This window comes from Enterobacter sp. B79-1, assembly GCF_057444735.1.
Window position 1 is genome coordinate 1,333,686 of sequence record NZ_JBYAZJ010000001.1, and the last position, 21,037, is coordinate 1,354,722.

The window sequence follows — 21,037 nt, forward strand, 5'->3', positions numbered from 1 at the left end:
CAGGAAGGTGTTTATGACCATTAAAACGCAGCATTTCTCGCTTAAGGTGCTGACGATAAACATTCATAAGGGCTTCACAGCATTTAACCGCCGCTTCATTTTACCGGAGCTGCGCGACGCCGTACGCACCGTCAGCGCGGACATTGTTTGCCTGCAGGAAGTGATGGGCGCGCACGAAGTGCATCCAATGCATGTCGAAAACTGGCCGGATACCCCCCACTACGAGTTTCTGGCCGATACCATGTGGAGCGATTACGCCTACGGACGCAACGCAGTTTACCCCGAAGGGCACCACGGTAATGCGGTGCTGTCGCGTTTTCCGATTGAGCACTATGAAAACCGCGACGTGTCGGTGGGCGAAAGTGAAAAACGCGGCCTGCTTTACTGTCGTATCGCGCCACCCGATCTGCAATTTCCCGTTCACGTAGGCTGCGTGCATCTTGGCCTGCGTGAAGCCCACCGTCAGGCTCAGCTGCAGATGCTCGCCGAATGGAGCAATGCGCTGCCGGAAGGCGAGCCCGTGGTCATCGCCGGTGATTTCAACGACTGGCGGCAACGCGCCAACCATCCGCTTAAGGTGAACGCCGGGCTGGAGGAAATTTTCACCCGCGCCAACGGACGCCCCGCACGCACGTTCCCGGTGCGCTTCCCCCTGCTGCGCCTTGACCGCATCTACGTCAAAAACGCCCATGCCAGCAGCCCTACCGCGCTGGCGTTACTCAACTGGCGACATTTATCAGACCATGCCCCGCTCAGCGCGGAGATCCACTTATGAAATGTACATGGCAGGAAGGAAACCGCATTACGCTGCTGGAGAATGGCGATCAATATTATCCGGCCGTGTTTAAAGCGATTGATAACGCACAGCAGAAAGTGATCCTCGAAACCTTTATCTGGTTCGAAGATGAGGTTGGCAAGCAGCTGCACAGCGTGCTGCTGCGTGCTGCCCGGCGCGGGGTCAAAATTGAAGCGCTGCTCGACGGCTATGGCTCACCGGACCTGAGCGATGAGTTCGTCAACGAACTGACCGCCGCAGGCGTGGTCTTCCGCTACTACGATCCCGGTCCCCGCTTATTTGGCATGCGCACGAACCTTTTTCGTCGGATGCACCGCAAAATTGTGGTGGTGGATGAGACGGTGGCGTTCGTCGGCGGCATTAACTACTCCGCTGAACATATGTCCGACTATGGCCCGGAAGCCAAGCAGGACTACGCGATCCGCATTGAAGGCCCGGTGGTTCAGGATATTTTACTGTTTGAACTGGAGAACCTGCCGGGTAAAGAGGCCGTTCGCCACTGGTGGCGGCGTCGCCATCGCCCGGAGGAAAACCGACAGCCCGGCGAAGCGCAGGCGCTTTTCGTCTGGCGCGACAACGGCGAGCACCGGGATGACATTGAACGTCATTACCTGAAGATGCTGGCGAACGCGAAGCGCGAGGTGATTATCGCCAACGCTTACTTCTTCCCCGGCTACCGTATTCTGCATGCCATGCGCAATGCGGCCCGACGTGGCGTGCGCGTGAAGCTGATTGTGCAGGGCGAGCCGGATATGCCGATTGTCAAAGTGGGCGCACGCCTGCTCTATAACTATCTGGTGAAAGGCGGCGTACAGATCTACGAATATCGCCGCCGACCGCTGCACGGCAAAGTGGCGCTGATGGACGATCACTGGGCCACCGTCGGCTCCAGCAATCTCGATCCGCTGAGCCTGTCGCTGAATCTGGAAGCGAATCTGATCATTCACGATCGGCAGTTTAATCAAACCCTGCGGGATAACCTGCAGGGGCTGATCGTCAATGACTGCGTGCGCGTGGATGAGTCCATGGTGCCGAAACGCACCTGGTGGAACCTTGGCATTGGCGTGGTGGTGTTCCACTTCCTGCGTCATTTCCCGGCGATGGTCGGCTGGCTGCCCGCGCATACGCCAAAGCTTGCGCAGGTGGACCCGCCGGTTCAACCCGAAATGGAAACTCAGGACCGCATTGAAGCGGAAGACGGAGGGAAAACCTGATGTCGAAATCGCATCCTCGCTGGAAGCTGGCAAAAAAAATCCTCACCTGGCTGTTCTTTATCGCCGTCGCGGTACTGCTGGTGGTGTACGCGCAAAAAGTCGACTGGGAAGAGGTGTGGAAGGTTATCCGCAACTATAACCGGATGGTGCTCCTGAGCGCCGTTGGGCTGGTCATCGTAAGCTACCTGATATACGGCTGCTATGACCTGCTGGGCCGCGCCTACTGCGGCCACAAGCTGGCCAAGCGCCAGGTGATGCTGGTGTCGTTTATCTGCTACGCCTTTAACCTGACGCTGAGCACCTGGGTCGGCGGCATTGGCATGCGCTATCGCCTTTACTCGCGCCTTGGCCTGCCGGGCGGGACCATCACGCGCATTTTCTCGTTAAGCATCACCACGAACTGGCTGGGCTATATTCTGCTCGGCGGGGTGATCTTCACCATCGGCGTGGTGCAGCTGCCCGCGCACTGGTATATCGACGAGGCCACGCTGCGCATTCTGGGCATCGTGCTGCTGCTGATCATCGCCGTGTATCTGTGGGCCTGCGCCTTTGCTAAACGCCGCCATATGACCATCAAGGGGCAAAAGCTGGTGTTGCCCTCATGGAAGTTCGCGGTGCTGCAAATGGTGGTCTCCAGCGCCAACTGGATGGCGATGGGGGCGATTATCTGGCTGTTGATTGGCGAGGACGTAAATTACTTCTTCGTGCTGGGCGTGCTGCTGGTGAGCAGTATTGCAGGCGTGATTGTGCATATCCCGGCGGGGATCGGCGTGCTGGAGGCGGTGTTTATCGCGCTGCTTGCGGGGGAGCATGTCTCTCAGGGAACGATTATCGCCGCCCTGCTGGCGTACCGCATGATCTATTACTTCCTGCCGCTGGCGCTGGCAACGGTCTGTTATCTGGGGCTGGAGAGCCGGGCGAAGAAGTTACGGGCGAAGAATGAGAGGATGTTAGCGAAGTGAACTAGTCGGGTGGCGGCTTCGCCTTACCCGACCTACGGTTCGCGTTTCGTAGGCCGGGTAAGGCGAAGCCGCCACCCGGCAAAGCAACCTTAACGACGGTTGCCGAAAATACGCAGCAGCATCAGGAACAGGTTGATGAAGTCCAGATACAGCGTCAACGCCCCCAGAATCGAGTATTTGCGCAGGTTAGAACTGTCGCGCACGTCAATCTGCTCGCCGATGTTTTTCAGCTTCTGGGTGTCGTAGGCCGTCAAGCCAACGAAGACCACCACCCCGATGTAGGTCACAGCCCACATCAGCGCGTCACTCTTCAGCCACAGGTTCACCAGCGACGCCAGCACGATCCCAATTAGCCCCATAAACAGCATGTTGCCTAAGCCGCTCAGGTCACGTTTGGTGGTGTAACCGTACAGGCTCATCACGCCGAACATCCCGCCGGTCACCACAAAGGTGCTGGCGATGGAGGAGTAGGTGTAGACGATGAAAATACTGGAAAGCGTCAGTCCGGTTAGAGCTGAATAGAGCATAAACAGCGTGGTCGCCATTCCGGCACTCAGCTTTTGCACCAGGCCAGAAAGCACAAACACCAGCGCCAGCTGCGCGATAATCAGCCCAAAGAAGGTGATTTTGCTGGAAAAGATAAACATCATCAGTTCAGGCGTGTTCGCCGCATACCACGCGATAAACGCGGTAAGCAGCAGGCCGACCGTCATCCAGCCGTACACCTGAGCCATATACGTCTGCAGGCCGCTACGGGTCTGCTGTACTATTGAATCGGAACGCGGAAATCGGTCCATGATTCACTCCTGATTAAGATTAAGTAGACACACACGTTAAGATTAACACATCCACGTAAACCGACTACCAACGGCTGGCGGCTTGTTTATCGCTGTCGCGCGATTCCACCCAGCGGTCACCTTCCGGCGTGGCTTCACGCTTCCAGAACGGGGCTTTGGTTTTGAGATAGTCCATAATGAACTCCCCTGCCGCAAACGCACTGCCGCGGTGCGCGCTGGTCACCCCGACGAAGACAATCTCCTCGCCAGGCCACATCTCGCCAATGCGGTGAATAACCGTGATGCGGCCAAGCGGCCAGCGGCCCCGCGTCTCGTCGACAATCGCCGCCAGCGATTTCTCGGTCATCCCCGGATAGTGCTCCAGCGTCAACGCCTTCACGCTGTCGCCGAGGTTGTGGTTGCGCACTTTACCGGTAAAGGTGACGACCGCACCATCTTCATCGCGCTCGGCCAACCAGTCATATTCTGTACCAACATTAAAGCGCTCGTGACCGACCAGAATTCGTGTTTCAGCCATCTTAGCCCCCTGTCACCGGCGGGAAGAAGGCCACTTCATCCCCTGCGTTCAGCGGATGGGTGAATTCAACCAGCGTCTGATTCACGGCGGCCAGCAGCTTGCCTTCCTCGAGCGCCAGCGCCCAGCGGTCGCTTTGTGCCGCCAGATGCGCGCGCAGGGCAGCGACGTTTTCGAAGGACGCATCCAGCGTCAGGCTGTCGGTATTGACCAGTTCGCGCACCTGGGCAAAAAAGAGCACCTTAATCATGGCTGTCCACCTTAAAATCACCGGATTTGCCGCCGCTTTTTGCCAGCAGGCGAACCGGGCCAATCACCATATCTTTCTGCACCGCTTTGCACATATCGTAGATGGTCAGCGCGGCGACGGAGGCCGCCGTCAGCGCTTCCATCTCCACGCCGGTCTTCCCGGTTAAGCGGCAGAGTGACTCAATGCGCACGCGGCTGTGCTCCGGCTGCGCCTGCAGGTTCACTTCCACCTTGCTCAGCATCAGCGGATGGCACAGCGGAATTAAGTCCCAGGTGCGTTTCGCGGCCTGAATACCGGCGATGCGCGCGGTCGCAAAGACATCACCTTTGTGGTGGCTGCCGTCGAGAATCATCGCCAGGGTTTCTGGCAGCATAGTGACGAACGCTTCCGCGCGCGCCTCGCGCACCGTTTCCGCTTTGGCGGAAACATCCACCATATGCGCTTCACCGGCGGCGTTAATGTGGGTCAGTTGTGACATAGCTTATTTCTTTAAATGGGGGTGGAAATTACACGGACGGGTACGGGCATCCAGCTGCGGGGCGATGATGTTTTCCCACGCGGTACGGCAGGCTTTGGTCGAGCCCGGCATAGCGAAAATCAGCGTGTTGTTCGCCACGCCCGCCACGGCGCGTGACTGAAGCGTGGAGGTACCAATCTCTTCAAAGGAGAGCATGCGGAACACTTCGCCGAAGCCTTCCACTTCGCGGTCGAACAGCGGGATCAGCGCTTCGGGAGTCTGATCGCCTGCGGTAAAGCCGGTGCCGCCGGTAATCAACACCACCTGCACCTCATCGCTGGCGATCCACTGAGAGACCTGAGCGCGAATGGCGTAGCGGTTCTCTTTTACAATCGCTTTATCGACGATGTGATGCCCCGCGTCATGCGCCTCATCACGCAGCCAGTGACCGGAGGTATCATCCTCTTCGCCACGGCGGTCGGAAACGGTAAGGATAGCAATGCGTGTCGGGATAAATTCTGCGCTTACCTGACTCATCTTCTGATTCCTTCTTAAGACTGATTACCCGCCGATGTAAGACAGGTTCTGAGTAATGCCGGTATTGCCCTGATGCAGGAAGTGGGTCTGTTTTTTATGCGTCAGCGCTTCAGAAATGCGTGCTTCAAGCGCGTCCTGCTGCGCATCGTCTTCCAGCAAATCGCGAAGATCTACGCCGCCGTCGCCGAACAGGCAGAGATGAAGCTTGCCAACGGAGGAGACGCGCAGGCGGTTACAGCTGGCGCAGAAGTCCTTCTCATAGGGCATGATAAGGCCTATCTCACCTTCGTAATCCGGGTGGCAGAAGACCTGCGCCGGGCCGTCGCTGCGCTGGCGGATCTGGTGGATCCAGCCGCGTCTCAGCAGCGCGTCGCGCAGCACCATGCCGGAGATGTGATGGCGACGGAACAGCTCGCTGCCCTCGCCGGTTTCCATCAGCTCAATAAAACGCAGTTGAATGCGGCGTGGTTTGATCCACGCCAGGAAGGTGTCCAGCTGATGATGGTTTACATCACGCATCAGCACGGTATTGACTTTGACTTTGTCGAACCCCGCAGTGAATGCGGCGTCGATGCCTTCCATCACCTGATGGAATTTGTCCTGTCCGGTAATGGCGTGGAACTGACGGGCATCGAGGCTATCTACGCTGACGTTGATCGCCGTCAGGCCCGCATCGCGCCAGTTCGCCACGTCGCGCGCCATGCGGTAACCGTTAGTGGTCACCGCTATCTGGCGGATACGTTCGTTTTCACGCACGGCGGCAATGATGTCGGGGAAATCACGACGTAAAGAGGGTTCGCCACCGGTCAGACGCACCTTTTCCGTGCCGAGTTCAGAGAAGGCGCGCGTAACGCGGCGCACTTCATCCACGGAGAGAAAGCCGTTATTGGTGACCTTACCCGGCTTGTAGCCATCGGGCAGGCAGTAGGTGCAACGGAAGTTACACACATCGGTAATCGACAGACGTAAGTAATAAAACTTACGCGCGAAAGCATCAGTAAGTTGTGAAGCCATGTACACCTTTCCAAATCGGGAGGCACAGTCATTTCTTTCTGTACCCTGGTGGCTAATTTGCCACGGCCAGGGCGCCATATCGTTCGACACAGGCGCCAGGGCTAGAGTGTATGTTTTCAAAAATGAAAACGTGGTTATAGCGATAGTAACGCGGAAATCATCACTTCGCCATTCTCGCATTTCGCTATATAATTATATATATAGCGACTTAATCGTGCATTTTCGCTACAGGATACCCAAAAACCACACTTTCACATTGATATACGTCATTTTGCATCGGCTGAGGCATCGTCTTTTAGGGGTAGTTAGGTTACTGTTACGCGATCGAACGTGATAAGGAATACCTATGCGCAATCGCACTTTTGCGGATCTTGACCGAGTGGTCGCTCTTGGCGGAGGCCACGGCCTGGGCCGCGTCATGTCCTCATTGTCGTCACTCGGGTCAAGGCTGACAGGGATAGTGACCACCACCGATAACGGCGGCTCAACGGGGCGGATCCGACGTGCCGAAGGCGGGATTGCCTGGGGAGATATGCGCAACTGTCTGAACCAGTTAATTACCGAACCGAGCGTCGCATCGGCGATGTTTGAGTACCGTTTTGGCGGTAATGGCGAACTTTCCGGGCATAACCTCGGAAATCTGATGTTAAAGGCCTTAGATCACCTGAGTGTGCGGCCTCTCGAAGCCATCAACCTGATCCGTAATCTGCTTAAAGTGGATGCATTTCTGATCCCCATGTCTGAACAACCGGTCGATTTAATGGCTATCGACGCTGAAGGGCATGAAGTTTACGGTGAGGTGAATATTGATCAGCTTATCCTGCCGCCAACGGAGCTAATGACCTATCCAAGCGTCCCCGCCACGCGCGAAGCGGTAGAAGCCATCGGTGAAGCGGATCTGATCCTGATTGGCCCTGGTAGTTTTTACACCAGCCTGATGCCGATTCTGCTGGTGAAAGAGCTGGCGCAGGCGCTGCGCCGCACCCCCGCCCCGATGGTCTACATCGGTAACCTGGGACGTGAACTGAGCCCGGCGGCAGCGAGCCTGTCGCTGGCGGACAAGCTTGATTTAATGGAGCAATACGTCGGTAAAAAAATTATCGACGGTGTCGTGGTGGGGCCGAAGGTGGACGTATCGGGTATTGGCGACCGCGTGGTGGTGCAGGAGCCGCTAGAGGCGAGTGATATTAAGTATCGCCATGACCGTCACCTGCTGCGCGAGGCGCTGGAGAAGGCGATTCAGGCGCTGGGCTAGCAACCCCCCCGGTGGCGCTGCGCTTACCGGGGCTACAAAAGACGCTAACCCCGTAGGCCCGGTAAGCGCAGCGCCACCGGGCAAAACCCACTCACGATGCCGCGATGAAAAGATCCCGCAGCTGATGAAGCTGGTCGCGGATCTGCGCCGCTTCTTCGAACTCCAGGTTCTGCGCGTGCTGCATCATCTGTCCTTCCAGCTCGTGGATTTTCTGCTGCAGCGCTTTCGGCGTCAGCACGACGGTATCTTCTTCCACCACTGAGCGCGCCTTGCCGCGACCTTTCGCTTTGGTTTTGGCAATGTTCTGGCCCAGCGCCAGGATATCCACCACCTTCTTGTTCAGACCCTGCGGCGTGATGCCGTGCTCTTCGTTGTAGCGCTGCTGCTTCTCGCGGCGGCGCTCCGTTTCACCAATCGCTTTCGCCATCGACGGGGTGATTTTGTCACCGTACAGAATCGCTTTACCGTTGACGTTACGCGCCGCGCGGCCGATGGTCTGGATCAGCGAACGCTCGGAACGCAGGAAACCCTCTTTATCCGCATCCAGAATCGCCACCAGTGAGACTTCCGGCATATCCAGACCTTCTCGCAGCAGGTTGATCCCCACCAGCACGTCAAACTCGCCCAGACGCAGATCGCGAATAATTTCCATGCGCTCGACGGTGTCGATATCCGAGTGCAAATAACGCACCTTCTCGCCGTGCTCTTCCAGATACTCGGTCAGGTCTTCCGCCATGCGTTTGGTGAGCGTGGTCACCAGCACGCGCTCGTTGATGGCGGAACGAGCGCGAATTTCCGAGAGCAGATCGTCCACCTGAGTCGCCACCGGACGAACTTCAATAATCGGGTCGAGCAGACCCGTTGGACGCACAACCTGATCGACAACGTCTTCACCGGATTTCTCCAGCTCGTAGTTGCCCGGCGTGGCCGAGACGTAAATGGTTTGCGGCGCGAGCGCCTCAAACTCTTCAAACTTCATCGGACGGTTATCCAGCGCCGACGGCAGGCGGAAGCCGTATTCCACCAGCGTCTCTTTACGCGCGCGGTCACCGCGGTACATTCCGCCGATCTGCGGGATCGTAACGTGGGATTCGTCGATCACCAACAAACCGTCTGCCGGAAGGTAGTCAAACAGCGTCGGTGGCGGCTCGCCCGGCCCGCGCCCGGAGAGGAAGCGCGAGTAGTTTTCAATACCGGAGCAGTAGCCCAGCTCGTTCATCATCTCAAGGTCAAACTGGGTACGCTGGCTCAGGCGCTGCTCTTCCAGCAACTTGTTATTGGCCAGCAGCACCTTACGGCGCTCGGCCAGCTCCACTTTGATCTCTTCCATCGCCTGCACAATACGCTCGCGCGGCGTCACGTAGTGCGTTTTCGGGTAAATGGTGAAGCGCTGGATCACCGATTCAATGTGTCCGGTCAGCGGATCGAAGAGCGACAGGCGTTCGACCTCTTCGTCGAACAGCTCGACGCGCAGCGCCATATCGTCCGATTCCGCCGGGAAGATGTCGATCACCTCACCGCGTACGCGGAACGTCCCGCGCTGGAAAGCCTGATCGTTACGGGCATACTGCAGCTCCGCCAGACGACGGACGATGGCGCGCTGGTCGATGATCATCCCCTGCGTCAGGTGCAGCATCATCTTGAGATAGAGATCCGGATCGCCCAGACCGTAGATTGCGGAAACAGATGCGACGACGACCACATCGCGACGCTCCAGAAGCGCCTTAGTGGCCGACAGACGCATCTGCTCAATATGTTCGTTCACTGAGGCATCCTTCTCGATGAAGGTGTCAGAGCTCGGCACATAGGCTTCTGGCTGGTAGTAATCGTAGTAGGAGACGAAATACTCCACCGCATTTTCCGGGAAGAACTCTTTCATCTCACCATAAAGCTGCGCCGCCAGGGTTTTATTGGGTGCCAGCACCATCGTTGGGCGCTGGAGATCCGCAATCACGTTGGCGACGGTGAAGGTTTTACCTGACCCCGTCACACCTAATAGCGTCTGATGCGCCAGCCCATCTTCCAGCCCCTCTTCCAGACGGCGGATGGCCTCGGGCTGATCCCCCGAAGGACGGAAAGCAGAATTCAATTTGAACGGTTTACTCATGGGCGACAACCTGATGACGTTATAAGCGGCAGGTGAGTAATTTTACTCGTTGTTGCCAGGAATGCCAGTAAAAAACACTGGATGAAAAACCAGTAGCGTGGCAGGATATTTAGAGTAGCGCCCGGGGAATGAGCGCGATCCCGGTTGAAATGTAGACTGTGACAAAATAAAACACCAGCCTGACTCGGTTATCCCCAGAACTTTTCCTTTTTTAACATTTGTCAAGCCAGGTAATGATAGTTTTGTGGCAACGGGTGACAGTTTCATGACGGCAATTGATTTTATCTAACCAGCTAATTACTAAGCGATATTTTCTAAAGCCGTGTTTCGCATCAATTCGGGCGTAACCCGCGTATTCTCTCGCTTATCGCGTGTTTTCTAACTCTAATGCACATGGTTATCCACAGGAATAGTGGATAACTGCGTCCAGCCCGTACAGACCGCCACTCGGCAAATTCCCGGTTTTTCCCACGAGGCGGCAACAAAAAATTTTTATAGCTATTTTTTGATGATAAACAGTTGAGTCATTCATAACCAACTCATGCGATCTCGCTCACAAATCCGCCATTTCGCGCCCTGCACCATAAATCACCGCTTCCGGCACCGTTGATGTGCAATTCAAGGATCCGCACGACGATCCGCAGAGACTTATTCCTAAAAAAGCCCCTTTTTTAATCACTTTATGGTTTCTGGCAGGCGTTTTGCACAGTCGACTACGAGCGTCATCAATAAACATTTTTAAGGAGAGAAAGATGTTGAGTCTGCGTGCTGTGAATCAGTTTTACGGAAGCCAACATACGCTATGGAACCTGGATTTAGATTTTCCGCAAGGCATGTGTACAGGCGTCGTTGGCCTGCCGGGAATGGGCAAAACGACCCTGATGAACTGCATTACCGGAAAAGTGCCCGTCGAAAGCGGCACCATCATCTGGCATGAAGCCGGTGCGCCGCCGCGCGATTTGCTCAACCCGGCGTCAGAGCACCGTTCCATGCCGGGCATAGGCTATGTGCCGCAGGACAGACGGATCTTTTCCCAGCTGACCATCGATGAGAATTTGCATATTGCGATGCAGGCCGTGGGGAAACCCGACCCTGAGGCGAAAAGAGACGTTTACGACCTGTTTCCGGCACTCTATGCGCTGCGGCAGGCCCGCGCCAACACGCTCTCTCCGGACGACCAGTATCAGCTGGCGCTGGCCAACGCGCTGGTGAACCGCCCGCGCCTGCTGATCCTCGATGAACCCCTGCACGGCGCAGGACACAGCTTCGCCCAGAAGCTGGGACAGCTGCTGGTGCGCTTAAATCGGGAGCTGGGTATGACAGTGTTATTAGCGGAGCAACAGCTGTCGTTTATCCGCCGGGTTGCGGAGCGTTTCTGCATGCTCTATCGCGGGCGTAACGTGGCGCAGGGCCACGTTAACGAACTGGATGACGAGCTTATCGCCCACTGGATGTCGCGGGAAGCAAGACGCTGAGGTCGAGATAACACCCGGTGTCAGCATTTTCCGCGCCGTCAGCAAGCCAGGGGATTTCCCCGAGGCACGGCGCGGGGAGCACGCGTTTGAGGGTCGCCAGATACTCCTGATGGCGTTTACCCGGCGCAACCACGTCGTTGGCTATCCAGCCCGCCAGACGCAGCCCGGCCTGCTGTACGGCCTGCGCGGTCAACATGGCGTGATTGATGCAGCCCAGCTTGACGCCGACGACCAGAATGACCGGAAGCTGCTCGGCCTGCACCCAGTCAGCAAAGGTGTTTTCTTCGGAAAGCGGCGTAAACCAGCCGCCAGCCCCCTCCACCAGCACCCAGTCAGCCTGGCTTTCCAGCGTCCGTAATCCGGCAGACAGCACGGCGAAATCAATCGGACGACCTTCATCGGCACTGATGATGTGCGGCGAGGTCGGCTCGGCAAAGGTGTACGGATTGACCGCTGAATAGGCGAGTTCAAGCGTGCTGTTACGCTGGAGCGCCAGCGCGTCGGTATTGCGTAATCCTTCCGGCGTCATCTCGCTGCCGGAAGCAACAGGCTTATAGCCGGCGGTGTTTTTCCCAAGCTTTTGCGCCGCCTGCAGCAGCGCCGAGCTGGCAACCGTTTTGCCCACTTCCGTGTCCGTGCCGGTAACAAAATAACGTTCAGTCACGTTCGATAATCCCATGAAAAAGTTGATAAGAAAGCGGGAAATGACTCCGCTGCTGCGGCCAGGCCAGCTCCAGATGCTGCAGTTGTCCCCGGGTGAGCAGTTTTCTCTCCCGCCCGGCATGCAGGTGCGTGGCCCCGATGCCCTTCAGCGAGCGCATGGCGCTGAACGCATCGCTAAAATTGAGGGTGATGGTCTGTACCGTGCTGCGATAGCGCCAGCCTGCCAGCGCCTGCGTCACCTGTTCATGCGATAAAAAGCGGTTAGCGTGCGGTTGCTCATCCACCGCTTTCCACGCCTGATTCAGCTCCGGCAGCGAGCTTTCCAGCAAGGTGGTAAAAGCCACCTTCCCGCCCGGTCGCGCCATGCGATAAAGCTCGCGCAAGGCCTGTGGCAGACTGCTGCACCACTGGACCGCCAGATGACTCCAGACCAGATCGAACTGCGCATCCGCCAGCGGGATAGCCTCGATATCGGCCAGCAGATATCGATCCGCTGCCTGCCTCTGACGCGCCTCGTCGAGCATCTTGTCTGAGAGGTCGATAGCCGTGACCAGGCTTCCCGTCCCGCGCCAGTAGCGGCTGTTGCTGCCGGGACCACAGCCCGCGTCCAGCACCTGCGGAAAACGATTCTCGCCAAGCGCGGCCAGAAGCCCCTCCGCGCTCTGACGCTGCAGTTCATCGTGCTGCGAATAGCTCTGCGCGGCCCGACCAAATGCCGCCGCAACGGCCTGCTTATTCACCGGCATCATGGAGCGCCTCCAGCAGCGTCTGGATATCCCGTGCCTCATGCGCCGCCGTCAGGGTTAAGCGCAGCCGCGCGGTACCCGGAGGGACCGTTGGCGGGCGAATGGCGGTCACCCACATGCCGCGCTCGCGCAGCGCCTGTGCCAGCGCCAGCGCGCGGCCGTTTTCGCCGACAATCACCGGCTGGATAGCGCTCTGCGAATCAGGACTGTGGAAGGGCAGCGCCGCTAGCCCCTGACGGAAGCATGAAATATGCTCTGCCAGCCGCTGGCGACGTTCATCCCCTTCTGCGCTGCGGATCACCGCCAGCGACGCAGACAGCGCCACGGCCTGCGCCGGGGGCATGCTGGTGCTGTAAATCAGGTGTCGGGCAAACTGCAGCAGATAGTCAGCGACCGAATCGCTGCACAGCACGGCGGCGCCGCTGACGCCAAAGCCCTTGCCGAAGGTGACAATCAGCAGTTCCGGCTTCACGTTTTGCTGATGCGCGCTGCCGCGACCTTCGTCGCCCATCACGCCAATGCCGTGGGCATCGTCCACCAGCAGCCAGGCGTTTTGCCGCTTTGCTGCCTCATGCAGCGCGGCAAGCGGCGCGCTGTCGCCGTCCATACTGAACACCCCTTCTGTGACTGCCAGCTGCTGTCCGTCGCAGGGTTTATCCAGCAGCGCGGCGAGCTGCCCCGCATCGTTATGGGCAAAGCGGCGTAACTGTGCCGGGCTTAAATTTGCCGCCTCGAGCAGCGAGGCGTGGCTCAGGCGGTCGGCGACAATGCGGTCCTCTTTTCCCATCAGCGCGGTAATAACCGCCTGATTGGCGGCAAAGCCGGAGATAAAAAGCAGCGCGCGCGGGTAGCCGAGCCAGTCGGCAAGCTCTTCCTCCAGCGCCTGATGCGCCGCGGTGTATCCGCTGACGTGTCCCGAGCCGCCGCTGCCCACGCCAAACCGCTCCGCGCCCTGCTGCCAGGCGCGAATGATGGCCGGATGCTGGCTCAGCCCGAGATAGTCGTTGCTGGAGAAGTTACAGAACTGCCGCCCGTCGTGGGTAAGAAAACGGCCCGCGCCGTTTTCCACCACCCTGCGAACGCGAAACGCCTCTGCCGCCCGGCGTTCGTCCAGCGCGGTATGTATTCGTGCCTGCCAGGTCATACGGCTGCCGCATTGTAGAACTGGTCGGTGTCGGCGTTGAAAATCTGCTGCTCCAGCTGCTGCTGTTGCTCGTTATCGCCCGTCAGCACCTCGCTCTGGTGCGGGTTAAGCCCCAGCTTGCGGAACAGCTGAACGTCTTTGTCCTCTTCCGGGTTCGGCGTGGTCAGCAGCTTGCAGCCGTAGAAGATGGAGTTGGCTCCGGCCATAAAGCACATGGCCTGAGTTTGCTCACTCATCTGCTCGCGACCGGCGGAGAGGCGCACGAAAGAGGTCGGCATCATGATGCGCGCCACCGCGATGGTGCGAATAAAATCAAACGCATCCACGTCGTCGTTGTCCGCCATCGGCGTGCCCTTAACCTTCACCAGCATGTTGATCGGCACGCTTTCCGGCGGAGTCGGCAGGTTCGCCAGCTGCAGCAGCAGGCCCGCGCGGTCTTTCACCGTTTCGCCTAAGCCCACGATACCGCCGGAGCAAACCTTGATCCCCGCGTCACGCACTTTATCCAGCGTATCCAGACGCTCCTGATAGGTACGGGTGGTGATGACGTTGCCGTAAAACTCCGGCGAGGTGTCGAGGTTGTGGTTGTAGTAGTCCAGCCCCGCCGCGGAGAGGCGCTGCGCCTGCTCGTCGTTCAGCGTGCCGAGCGTCATACAGGCTTCGAGGCCCATCTCCTTCACGCCCTTTACCATCTGCTCCAGATACGGCATGTCGCGATCGTGCGGGTTCTTCCACGCCGCGCCCATGCAGAAGCGGGTCGATCCGGCGTTTTTCGCCTTGCGCGCCGAGTCGAGCACCTGCTCAACTTCCATCAGCCGTTCGGATTCCAGGCCAGTTTTGTAGCGCGCGCTCTGCGGGCAATATTTGCAGTCTTCAGGACAGGCACCGGTCTTGATCGACAGCAGCGTGCTGACCTGAACATGGCGTGGATCGAAGTGCTGACGATGCACCTGCTGCGCTTCGAACATCAGCTCAAGGAAAGGTTTGTTGAATAATTCAGTAACTTGCGACATCGTCCAGCGTGCGTGGTGAGCCATTGGGCTTCTCCAAAGGGTTTTGTTAATTTTCGGTTCGGTTTATACTCGTAAACCTAAAACTTTTCAAAATGGTTTACAAGTCGATTATGACCCAGGACGATCTCACCTTCGACAAGCAGCATATCTGGCACCCTTACACCTCCACCACCTGCCCCCTTCCCGTCTATCCGGTGGCCTCGGCCCACGGCTGCGAGCTGCATCTCGCCAGCGGCGAGCGGCTCGTTGACGGGATGTCTTCCTGGTGGGCGGCCATTCACGGGTACAACCACCCGCGCCTGAATGCGGCGATGAAGGCGCAGATTGACCAGATGTCGCACGTGATGTTTGGCGGGATAACCCATCAGCCCGCGGTGGATTTATGCCGTCGCCTGGTGGCGATGACGCCTGAATCGCTGGAGTGCGTGTTCCTGGCCGATTCCGGCTCCGTGGCGGTGGAAGTGGCGATGAAAATGGCGCTGCAGTACTGGCATGCGTTGGGCGAAACGCGCCAGCGGTTCCTCACCTTCCGCAACGGCTATCACGGGGATACCTTCGGGGCGATGTCGGTGTGCGATCCGGACAACTCCATGCACAGCCTGTGGAAAGGCTATCTGCCGGAAAACCTGTTTGCCCCGGCCCCCCAGAGCCGCTTCGACGGCGAGTGGAACGAGATGGACATGGTCGGTTTCGCGCGGCTGATGGCGGCGCATCGCCATGAAATCGCCGCCGTGATCCTGGAGCCGATTGTGCAGGGCGCGGGCGGAATGCGGATGTACCATCCGGAATGGCTGAGGCGCATTCGCAAGATGTGCGACCGCGAGGGCATTCTGCTGATTGCCGATGAGATCGCCACCGGCTTTGGCCGCACCGGCAAGCTATTTGCCTGCGAGCATGCGGGTATCGCCCCGGATATTCTGTGCCTGGGTAAAGCGCTGACCGGCGGCACCATGACGCTCTCCGCCACGCTAACCACCCGTCACGTTGCTGACACCATCAGTGACGGCGAGGCGGGCTGCTTTATGCACGGCCCGACGTTTATGGGCAACCCGCTGGCCTGCGCCGTCGCAAGCGAAAGTCTCGCCATTCTGGAGAGCGGCGAGTGGCAGAAGCAGGTGGCGGCGATTGAAGCGCAGCTGAAAGAGGCGCTGAGCGCCGCCTCGGGCGCGAATTTCGTGGCGGACGTTCGCGTGCTGGGTGCCATCGGGGTGATTGAAACCACCCATCCGGTGAATATGGCGGCGCTGCAGCGCTTCTTCGTTGAGCAGGGCGTCTGGGTGCGTCCGTTCGGCAAGCTTATCTATCTGATGCCGCCGTACAGCATCACGCCAGAGCAGCTGCGTAAATTAACCGACGCGGTCGTTACAGCCGTTAACATTCCCGCGCATTTCACGATTTGACCCCATGCGTTACACTTCCTGAACGAGTGATTAACGAGGGTAAACCGTATGAAAATCATCAGTAAAGATCTGCGCGACGGCGAAAAGCTCCCGGAACGCCACGTATTCAACGGCATGGGATATCAGGGAGACAATATCTCCCCGCACCTGGCGTGGGACGAGGTTCCGGCCGGAACCAAAAGCTTTGTCGTGACCTGCTACGACCCGGACGCGCCGACCGGCTCCGGCTGGTGGCACTGGATCGTGGCGAACCTGCCAGCCGACACGCGCGTCCTGCCGCAGGGCTCCGGTTCAGACCTGGTTGCCCTGCCTGAAGGCGCCATTCAGACGCGCACCGATTTTGGTAAAGCGGGCTACGGCGGTGCGGCGCCGCCAAAAGGGGAAACTCACCGCTATATCTTTACAGTGCACGCGCTGGATGTGGAGAAAATTGAGGTCGATGAAGGGGCGAGCGGCGCGATGGTAGGGTTTAACGTGCATTTCCATTCGCTCGGGAGCGCGTCGATTACGGCGATGTATTCATAAAAAAAAGCCGGGTGGCGGCTACGCCTTACCCGGCCTACATTTCTTACCCGTAGGCCCGGTAAGCGCAGCGCCACCGGGCATAAAATCACAGCACCGAAGGTAACAGCCCCACCAGCCTTCCCTCTTCCAGAAGCTGCATCGCCTTATCAATATCCGGCGCAAAGAAGCGATCATCATCGTAGTGCGTAACGTGTTCACGCAGCGCATGACGCGCCTGCTCCAGCAGCGGGCTGGATTTTAGCCCTTCTCGCAGATCGATACCCTGACTTGCCGCCAGCCATTCCACCGCCAGCACGCCGCGGGTGTTGGAAGCCATTTCCCAGAGACGACGCCCGGCAGCCGGTGCCATCGAGACATGATCTTCCTGGTTCGCTGACGTCGGCAGACTGTCCACGCTGTGCGGGTGCGACAGGGCTTTGTTCTCGCTCGCCAGCGCCGCAGCGGTCACCTGGGCAATCATAAAACCCGAATTCACCCCGCCGTTACGCACCAGGAACGGCGGCAGCTGGGACATATGTTTATCCATCATCAGCGCAATGCGACGCTCGGACAACGCGCCGACTTCGGCAATCGCAAGGGCGATATTATCCGCCGCCATCGCCACCGGCTCGGCGTGGAAGTTACCGCCGGAGACCACCTCGTTTTCCTGGGCGAACACCAGCGGGTTATCGGACACCGCGTTGGCTTCCACCAGCAGCACTTCTGCCGCCTGGCGCAGCTGCGTCAGGCACGCGCCCATCACCTGCGGCTGGCAGCGCAGGGAATACGGATCCTGTACCTTTTCGCAGTTATGGTGTGAATCGGCAATTTCGCTGGTGTCGGTAAGCACATGACGGTACATCGCGGCGGCATCAATCTGCCCGCGCTGACCGCGCACCTCGTGGATGCGGCCATCGAACGGACGACGCGAGCCCAGCACGGCTTCGGTGGTCAGCGCACCGCACACCACCGCCGAGGCAAACAGATCTTCCGCTTCAAACAGGCCGCGCAGCGCGAAAGCGGTCGATGCCTGGGTGCCGTTCAGCAGCGCCAGCCCCTCTTTCGCCGCCAGCGTAATGGTCGTTAATCCGGCTTTTTTCAGCGCCTCTTTCGCAGGAAGCCACTCGCCCTGCCAGCGCGCTTTGCCTTCACCCAGCAGCAGCAGCGACATGTGCGCCAGCGGCGCGAGATCGCCAGATGCCCCAACTGAGCCTTTCGCCGGGATCCACGGATAGACTTCCGCATTGACCAGCGCCATCAGCGCCTGAATGACGCTCAGGCGAATGCCGGAGAAACCGCGCGCCAGGCTGTTAATTTTGAGCACCATCATCAGACGGACAATTTCATCGTCCAGCGGCTGGCCGACGCCCGCCGCATGCGACAGCACCAGCGAACGCTGTAAGTTTTCCAGATCCTGTGTCGCGATGCGGGTCTGTGCCAGCAGGCCAAAGCCGGTGTTGATCCCGTAGGCGGTGCGCCCTTCGGCGACGATGGCTTCGACGCAGGCCACGCTGTCGTTAATGGCGGCGTGGGCGCTTTCATCCAGCGAAAGGGTGACAGGATTGCGCCAGACGTTACGCAGCTGTTTGAGGGTCAGCGAGCCGGGAGTGAGTGTTAACGCGTTCATTAATGCTTTCCTTGTGTGGCAGGGATCATCGGCAGGTTAAGGCCCTGCTCTTCGGCACAGTCAATGGCAATCTCATAACCCGCATCCGCGTGACGCATCACGCCGGTGGCCGGGTCGTTGTGCAGCACGCGAGCGATACGCGCGGCGGCTTCGTCAGTTCCGTCACAGACGATGACCATCCCGGAATGCTGGGAGAAGCCCATCCCAACGCCGCCGCCGTGGTGCAGCGACACCCAGGTCGCGCCGCTGGCGGTATTGAGCAGGGCGTTCAGCAATGGCCAGTCGGAGACCGCATCCGAACCGTCGCGCATGGCTTCGGTTTCGCGGTTCGGGCTGGCGACGGAGCCGGAGTCCAGATGGTCGCGGCCAATGACAATCGGCGCGGAGACTTCACCGCTGCGCACCATTTCGTTGAAGGCGAGGCCGAGTTTTTGCCGCCACTCCAGCCCTACCCAGCAGATACGCGCCGGCAGACCCTGGAAGTTAATGCGCTCGCGAGCCATGTCCAGCCAGCGATGCAGGTGCTCGTCATCGGCGACGATCTCCTTCATTTTGGCGTCGGTTTTGTAGATGTCCTCCGGGTCGCCGGACAGGGCAACCCAGCGGAACGGACCGATGCCGCGGCAGAACAGCGGGCGGATATAGGCCGGAACGAATCCCGGGAAGTCGAAGGCGTTGCTTACGCCCATCTCTTTCGCCATCTGGCGGATGTTGTTGCCGTAATCAAAGGTCGGAATGCCCATCTGGCTAAAGGCCAGCATCGCGGAAACGTGTTCCGCCATGGCGCGTTTTGCGGCAAGCACGGTGCCTTCCGGGTCGGTTTCCGCTTTTTGCTGATATTCTTCCCACGTCCAGTCTTTTGGCAGGTAACCGTGCAGCGGGTCATGGGCGCTGGTCTGGTCGGTGACCAGATCCGGGCGCACGCCGCGGGCGACGAGCTGCGGGAGAATATCCGCCGCGTTGCCGCACAGGGCAATCGACACCGCTTTGCCTTCGGAAGTGTATTTTTTGATGCGTGCCAGCGCGTCTTCCAGATCGGTTGCCTGTTCATCGACGTAACGGGTACGCAGACGGAAATCAATGCGGCTCTGCTGGCACTCAATGTTCAGTGAGCACGCACCGGCAAGCGTGGCAGCCAGCGGCTGTGCGCCGCCCATGCCGCCGAGACCCGCGGTCAATACCCAGCGGCCTTTCAGCGAGCCGTTATAGTGCTGGCGACCGGCTTCCACGAAGGTTTCATAGGTGCCCTGCACAATCCCCTGGCTGCCGATGTAGATCCAGCTCCCGGCGGTCATCTGGCCATACATCGCCAGCCCTTTCGCATCAAGCTCGTTGAAGTGTTCCCAGGTGGCCCAGTGCGGCACCAGGTTAGAGTTGGCAATCAGCACGCGCGGCGCGTTTTTGTGGGTTTTGAATACGCCAACCGGCTTGCCGGACTGCACCAGCAGGGTTTCGTCAGTTTCAAGGTTGGTGAGGGACTCGACAATGGCGTCATAGCACTCCCAGTTGCGCGCGGCGCGGCCAATGCCGCCGTAGACCACCAGCTCGTGGGGATTTTCCGCTACCTCAGGATCAAGGTTGTTCATCAACATGCGCAGCGGTGCTTCGGTGAGCCAGCTTTTGGCGGTAAGCGTGGTGCCGCGCGCGGCGCGGACATCCTGCTGGCGGTATTTACCTGACGACATTGTGTGCTCCTCATACGGGACAGATGATGCATTAAGATATACTTGTATAGACAAGCACACACAAGGTCAGATTTAACAAAAAAGATACAATTTTGTTATATTGCGTTAGCGATCACGCTTATAAAACTTATGACATAAAGTGGCCCTGCAGCCGGTAACGGTTACCGGGAAACAGCAGTCTGGCATGCGACACAATCTGCGAGGATGACCAGGTGCGGCGGCGAATAAGCAGGCAAGGGTCGTGCTCTTTGATGCGCAACAACTCACACTCCTGCGGCGTGGCGCGAACCGCCTCCACAATGTGCTCCCCTTCCGTCAGCGGGGCGACGAGCGAGAGATACGCATGCGGCGTGGTGTGGGTGTAATCCTGATTCAGATAGTCCGGGATCCGTTCAGCGTTCACGCAGCGATCTTCAATCTGCACCGGAATGTCGTTCTCAAAATGCACCATCACCGAATGGAAAATGCGGCTTCCCTCTTTCACATCCAGCTCTACGGCCTGCTCGGCGCTGGCCTGAGTCTCCTCGAGCACCAGCACCTCACAGCGGTGCTGGTGATTTCGCGAGGTTATCTCATCGGCAATACTGCGGATCTCAAACAGGGCTGACTGCCCTTTTGGTTCCGCCACAAACGTCCCCACGCCCTGAAGGCGTACCAGAAGCCCTTCGTCGGTCAGTTCACGCAGCGCCCGGTTGACGGTCATGCGGCTAAAACCAAACTGCGCCACCAGATCGGCCTCCGAGGGAATGCGGTCGTGCGGCCGCCAGACGCCGGTGGCAATTTTTTCGCTAATGGCCTGCTTCACCTTTTCGTAGAAAGGCGCGGGAGGGCTCGACGGCGGCAGAGGTGAGCGTGAAAACATCGTGACTCCTTGAAT

General features: G+C 58.7%; 21 protein-coding genes and 1 riboswitch. Of the genes, 7 read left to right on the forward strand and 14 right to left on the reverse strand.

The genetic code is table 11. From position 1 onward, the window contains the following. Positions 1 to 13 precede the first annotated feature (13 nt). The 3 genes from AC2T6E_RS06435 to AC2T6E_RS06445 are packed head-to-tail and all read left to right on the forward strand — an operon-like array spanning position 14 to position 2,972. Complete coding sequence (locus AC2T6E_RS06435; protein ID WP_126815586.1) at positions 14 to 775, forward strand: endonuclease/exonuclease/phosphatase family protein; 762 nt, start codon at positions 14 to 16, stop codon at positions 773 to 775. Continuing rightward, the gene (gene clsB / locus AC2T6E_RS06440) at positions 772 to 2,010 is read left to right on the forward strand and encodes a cardiolipin synthase ClsB (RefSeq protein ID WP_010428848.1); all 1,239 of its coding nucleotides are present in this window, start codon (positions 772 to 774) and stop codon (positions 2,008 to 2,010) included. Before AC2T6E_RS06435 ends, clsB begins: the two co-directional genes overlap by 4 nt. Next, positions 2,010 to 2,972, forward strand: coding sequence for a lysylphosphatidylglycerol synthase domain-containing protein (locus AC2T6E_RS06445; RefSeq protein WP_108415902.1), 963 nt, complete (start codon positions 2,010 to 2,012; stop codon positions 2,970 to 2,972). Before clsB ends, AC2T6E_RS06445 begins: the two co-directional genes overlap by 1 nt. An 89-nt stretch (positions 2,973 to 3,061) precedes the next feature. On the opposite strand, the gene AC2T6E_RS06450 is transcribed toward AC2T6E_RS06445, so the two are convergent. The 6 genes from AC2T6E_RS06450 to moaA form a co-directional block, all read right to left on the reverse strand. Next, positions 3,062 to 3,769 carry a Bax inhibitor-1/YccA family protein gene (locus AC2T6E_RS06450; RefSeq protein WP_010428846.1) on the reverse strand — a complete coding sequence of 236 codons (708 nt, stop codon included), beginning with the start codon at positions 3,767 to 3,769 and terminating at the stop codon, positions 3,062 to 3,064. A gap of 64 nt (positions 3,770 to 3,833) precedes the next feature. Next, positions 3,834 to 4,286: a molybdopterin synthase catalytic subunit MoaE gene (moaE, locus tag AC2T6E_RS06455; protein ID WP_486690960.1), complete on the reverse strand. Its 453-nt coding sequence runs from the start codon at positions 4,284 to 4,286 to the stop codon at positions 3,834 to 3,836. 1 nt (position 4,287) lies between these two features. After that, positions 4,288 to 4,533, reverse strand: a complete 246-nt coding sequence (moaD, locus tag AC2T6E_RS06460; protein ID WP_042719364.1) for a molybdopterin synthase sulfur carrier subunit — start codon at positions 4,531 to 4,533, stop codon at positions 4,288 to 4,290. Further along, positions 4,526 to 5,011: a cyclic pyranopterin monophosphate synthase MoaC gene (gene moaC / locus AC2T6E_RS06465; protein ID WP_089598948.1), complete on the reverse strand. Its 486-nt coding sequence runs from the start codon at positions 5,009 to 5,011 to the stop codon at positions 4,526 to 4,528. Before moaC ends, moaD begins: the two co-directional genes overlap by 8 nt. 3 nt (positions 5,012 to 5,014) lie before the next feature. Then, positions 5,015 to 5,527, reverse strand: a complete 513-nt coding sequence (moaB, locus tag AC2T6E_RS06470; RefSeq protein WP_010428839.1) for a molybdenum cofactor biosynthesis protein B — start codon at positions 5,525 to 5,527, stop codon at positions 5,015 to 5,017. Positions 5,528 to 5,551: 24 nt separating this feature from the next. Beyond that, a complete protein-coding gene (gene moaA, locus AC2T6E_RS06475) occupies positions 5,552 to 6,541 on the reverse strand; it encodes a GTP 3',8-cyclase MoaA (protein ID WP_100165247.1) in 990 nt (329 codons plus the stop codon). Next, positions 6,529 to 6,662: riboswitch (molybdenum cofactor riboswitch) on the reverse strand. (Overlaps the previous gene by 13 nt.) Positions 6,663 to 6,887: 225 nt before the next feature. Between moaA and yvcK the strand changes: the two genes are divergently transcribed. Continuing rightward, positions 6,888 to 7,796 carry a uridine diphosphate-N-acetylglucosamine-binding protein YvcK gene (gene yvcK / locus AC2T6E_RS06480; RefSeq protein ID WP_010428835.1) on the forward strand — a complete coding sequence of 303 codons (909 nt, stop codon included), beginning with the start codon at positions 6,888 to 6,890 and terminating at the stop codon, positions 7,794 to 7,796. A gap of 91 nt (positions 7,797 to 7,887) precedes the next feature. Here yvcK and uvrB read toward each other — a convergent pair whose 3' ends face one another. After that, complete coding sequence (gene uvrB, locus AC2T6E_RS06485) at positions 7,888 to 9,903, reverse strand: excinuclease ABC subunit UvrB (protein ID WP_108415896.1); 2,016 nt, start codon at positions 9,901 to 9,903, stop codon at positions 7,888 to 7,890. Positions 9,904 to 10,655: 752 nt separating this feature from the next. Between uvrB and AC2T6E_RS06490 the strand changes: the two genes are divergently transcribed. Continuing rightward, complete coding sequence (locus AC2T6E_RS06490; protein WP_348573071.1) at positions 10,656 to 11,378, forward strand: ABC transporter ATP-binding protein; 723 nt, start codon at positions 10,656 to 10,658, stop codon at positions 11,376 to 11,378. On the opposite strand, the gene bioD is transcribed toward AC2T6E_RS06490, so the two are convergent. Genes bioD through bioB form a run of 4 tightly spaced genes read right to left on the reverse strand, consistent with a single transcriptional unit; the run spans position 11,341 to position 14,968 of the window. Next, complete coding sequence (bioD, locus tag AC2T6E_RS06495) at positions 11,341 to 12,042, reverse strand: dethiobiotin synthase (RefSeq protein ID WP_185869993.1); 702 nt, start codon at positions 12,040 to 12,042, stop codon at positions 11,341 to 11,343. The genes AC2T6E_RS06490 and bioD overlap by 38 nt on opposite strands. Beyond that, complete coding sequence (gene bioC, locus AC2T6E_RS06500) at positions 12,035 to 12,790, reverse strand: malonyl-ACP O-methyltransferase BioC (protein WP_341494664.1); 756 nt, start codon at positions 12,788 to 12,790, stop codon at positions 12,035 to 12,037. Before bioC ends, bioD begins: the two co-directional genes overlap by 8 nt. Next, the gene (gene bioF, locus AC2T6E_RS06505; RefSeq protein WP_148399826.1) at positions 12,774 to 13,931 is read right to left on the reverse strand and encodes an 8-amino-7-oxononanoate synthase; all 1,158 of its coding nucleotides are present in this window, start codon (positions 13,929 to 13,931) and stop codon (positions 12,774 to 12,776) included. The genes bioC and bioF overlap by 17 nt, the downstream gene beginning before the upstream one ends. After that, positions 13,928 to 14,968, reverse strand: coding sequence for a biotin synthase BioB (gene bioB, locus AC2T6E_RS06510; RefSeq protein WP_348573070.1), 1,041 nt, complete (start codon positions 14,966 to 14,968; stop codon positions 13,928 to 13,930). The genes bioF and bioB overlap by 4 nt, the downstream gene beginning before the upstream one ends. An 86-nt stretch (positions 14,969 to 15,054) precedes the next feature. Between bioB and bioA the strand changes: the two genes are divergently transcribed. Beyond that, on the forward strand, positions 15,055 to 16,344 hold the full coding sequence (gene bioA, locus AC2T6E_RS06515; protein WP_486690966.1) for an adenosylmethionine--8-amino-7-oxononanoate transaminase: 1,290 nt from the start codon (positions 15,055 to 15,057) through the stop codon (positions 16,342 to 16,344). Between the two features lie 48 nt (positions 16,345 to 16,392). Further along, positions 16,393 to 16,869: a kinase inhibitor gene (locus tag AC2T6E_RS06520; RefSeq protein ID WP_008501131.1), complete on the forward strand. Its 477-nt coding sequence runs from the start codon at positions 16,393 to 16,395 to the stop codon at positions 16,867 to 16,869. Between the two features lie 85 nt (positions 16,870 to 16,954). On the opposite strand, the gene hutH is transcribed toward AC2T6E_RS06520, so the two are convergent. The 3 genes from hutH to AC2T6E_RS06535 form a co-directional block, all read right to left on the reverse strand. Next, complete coding sequence (gene hutH / locus AC2T6E_RS06525) at positions 16,955 to 18,475, reverse strand: histidine ammonia-lyase (protein WP_486690968.1); 1,521 nt, start codon at positions 18,473 to 18,475, stop codon at positions 16,955 to 16,957. Beyond that, the gene (gene hutU / locus AC2T6E_RS06530; protein ID WP_486690970.1) at positions 18,475 to 20,160 is read right to left on the reverse strand and encodes a urocanate hydratase; all 1,686 of its coding nucleotides are present in this window, start codon (positions 20,158 to 20,160) and stop codon (positions 18,475 to 18,477) included. The genes hutH and hutU overlap by 1 nt, the downstream gene beginning before the upstream one ends. 127 nt (positions 20,161 to 20,287) lie before the next feature. Continuing rightward, the gene (locus AC2T6E_RS06535) at positions 20,288 to 21,022 is read right to left on the reverse strand and encodes a histidine utilization repressor (protein WP_486690972.1); all 735 of its coding nucleotides are present in this window, start codon (positions 21,020 to 21,022) and stop codon (positions 20,288 to 20,290) included. Positions 21,023 to 21,037: the final 15 nt, after the last annotated feature.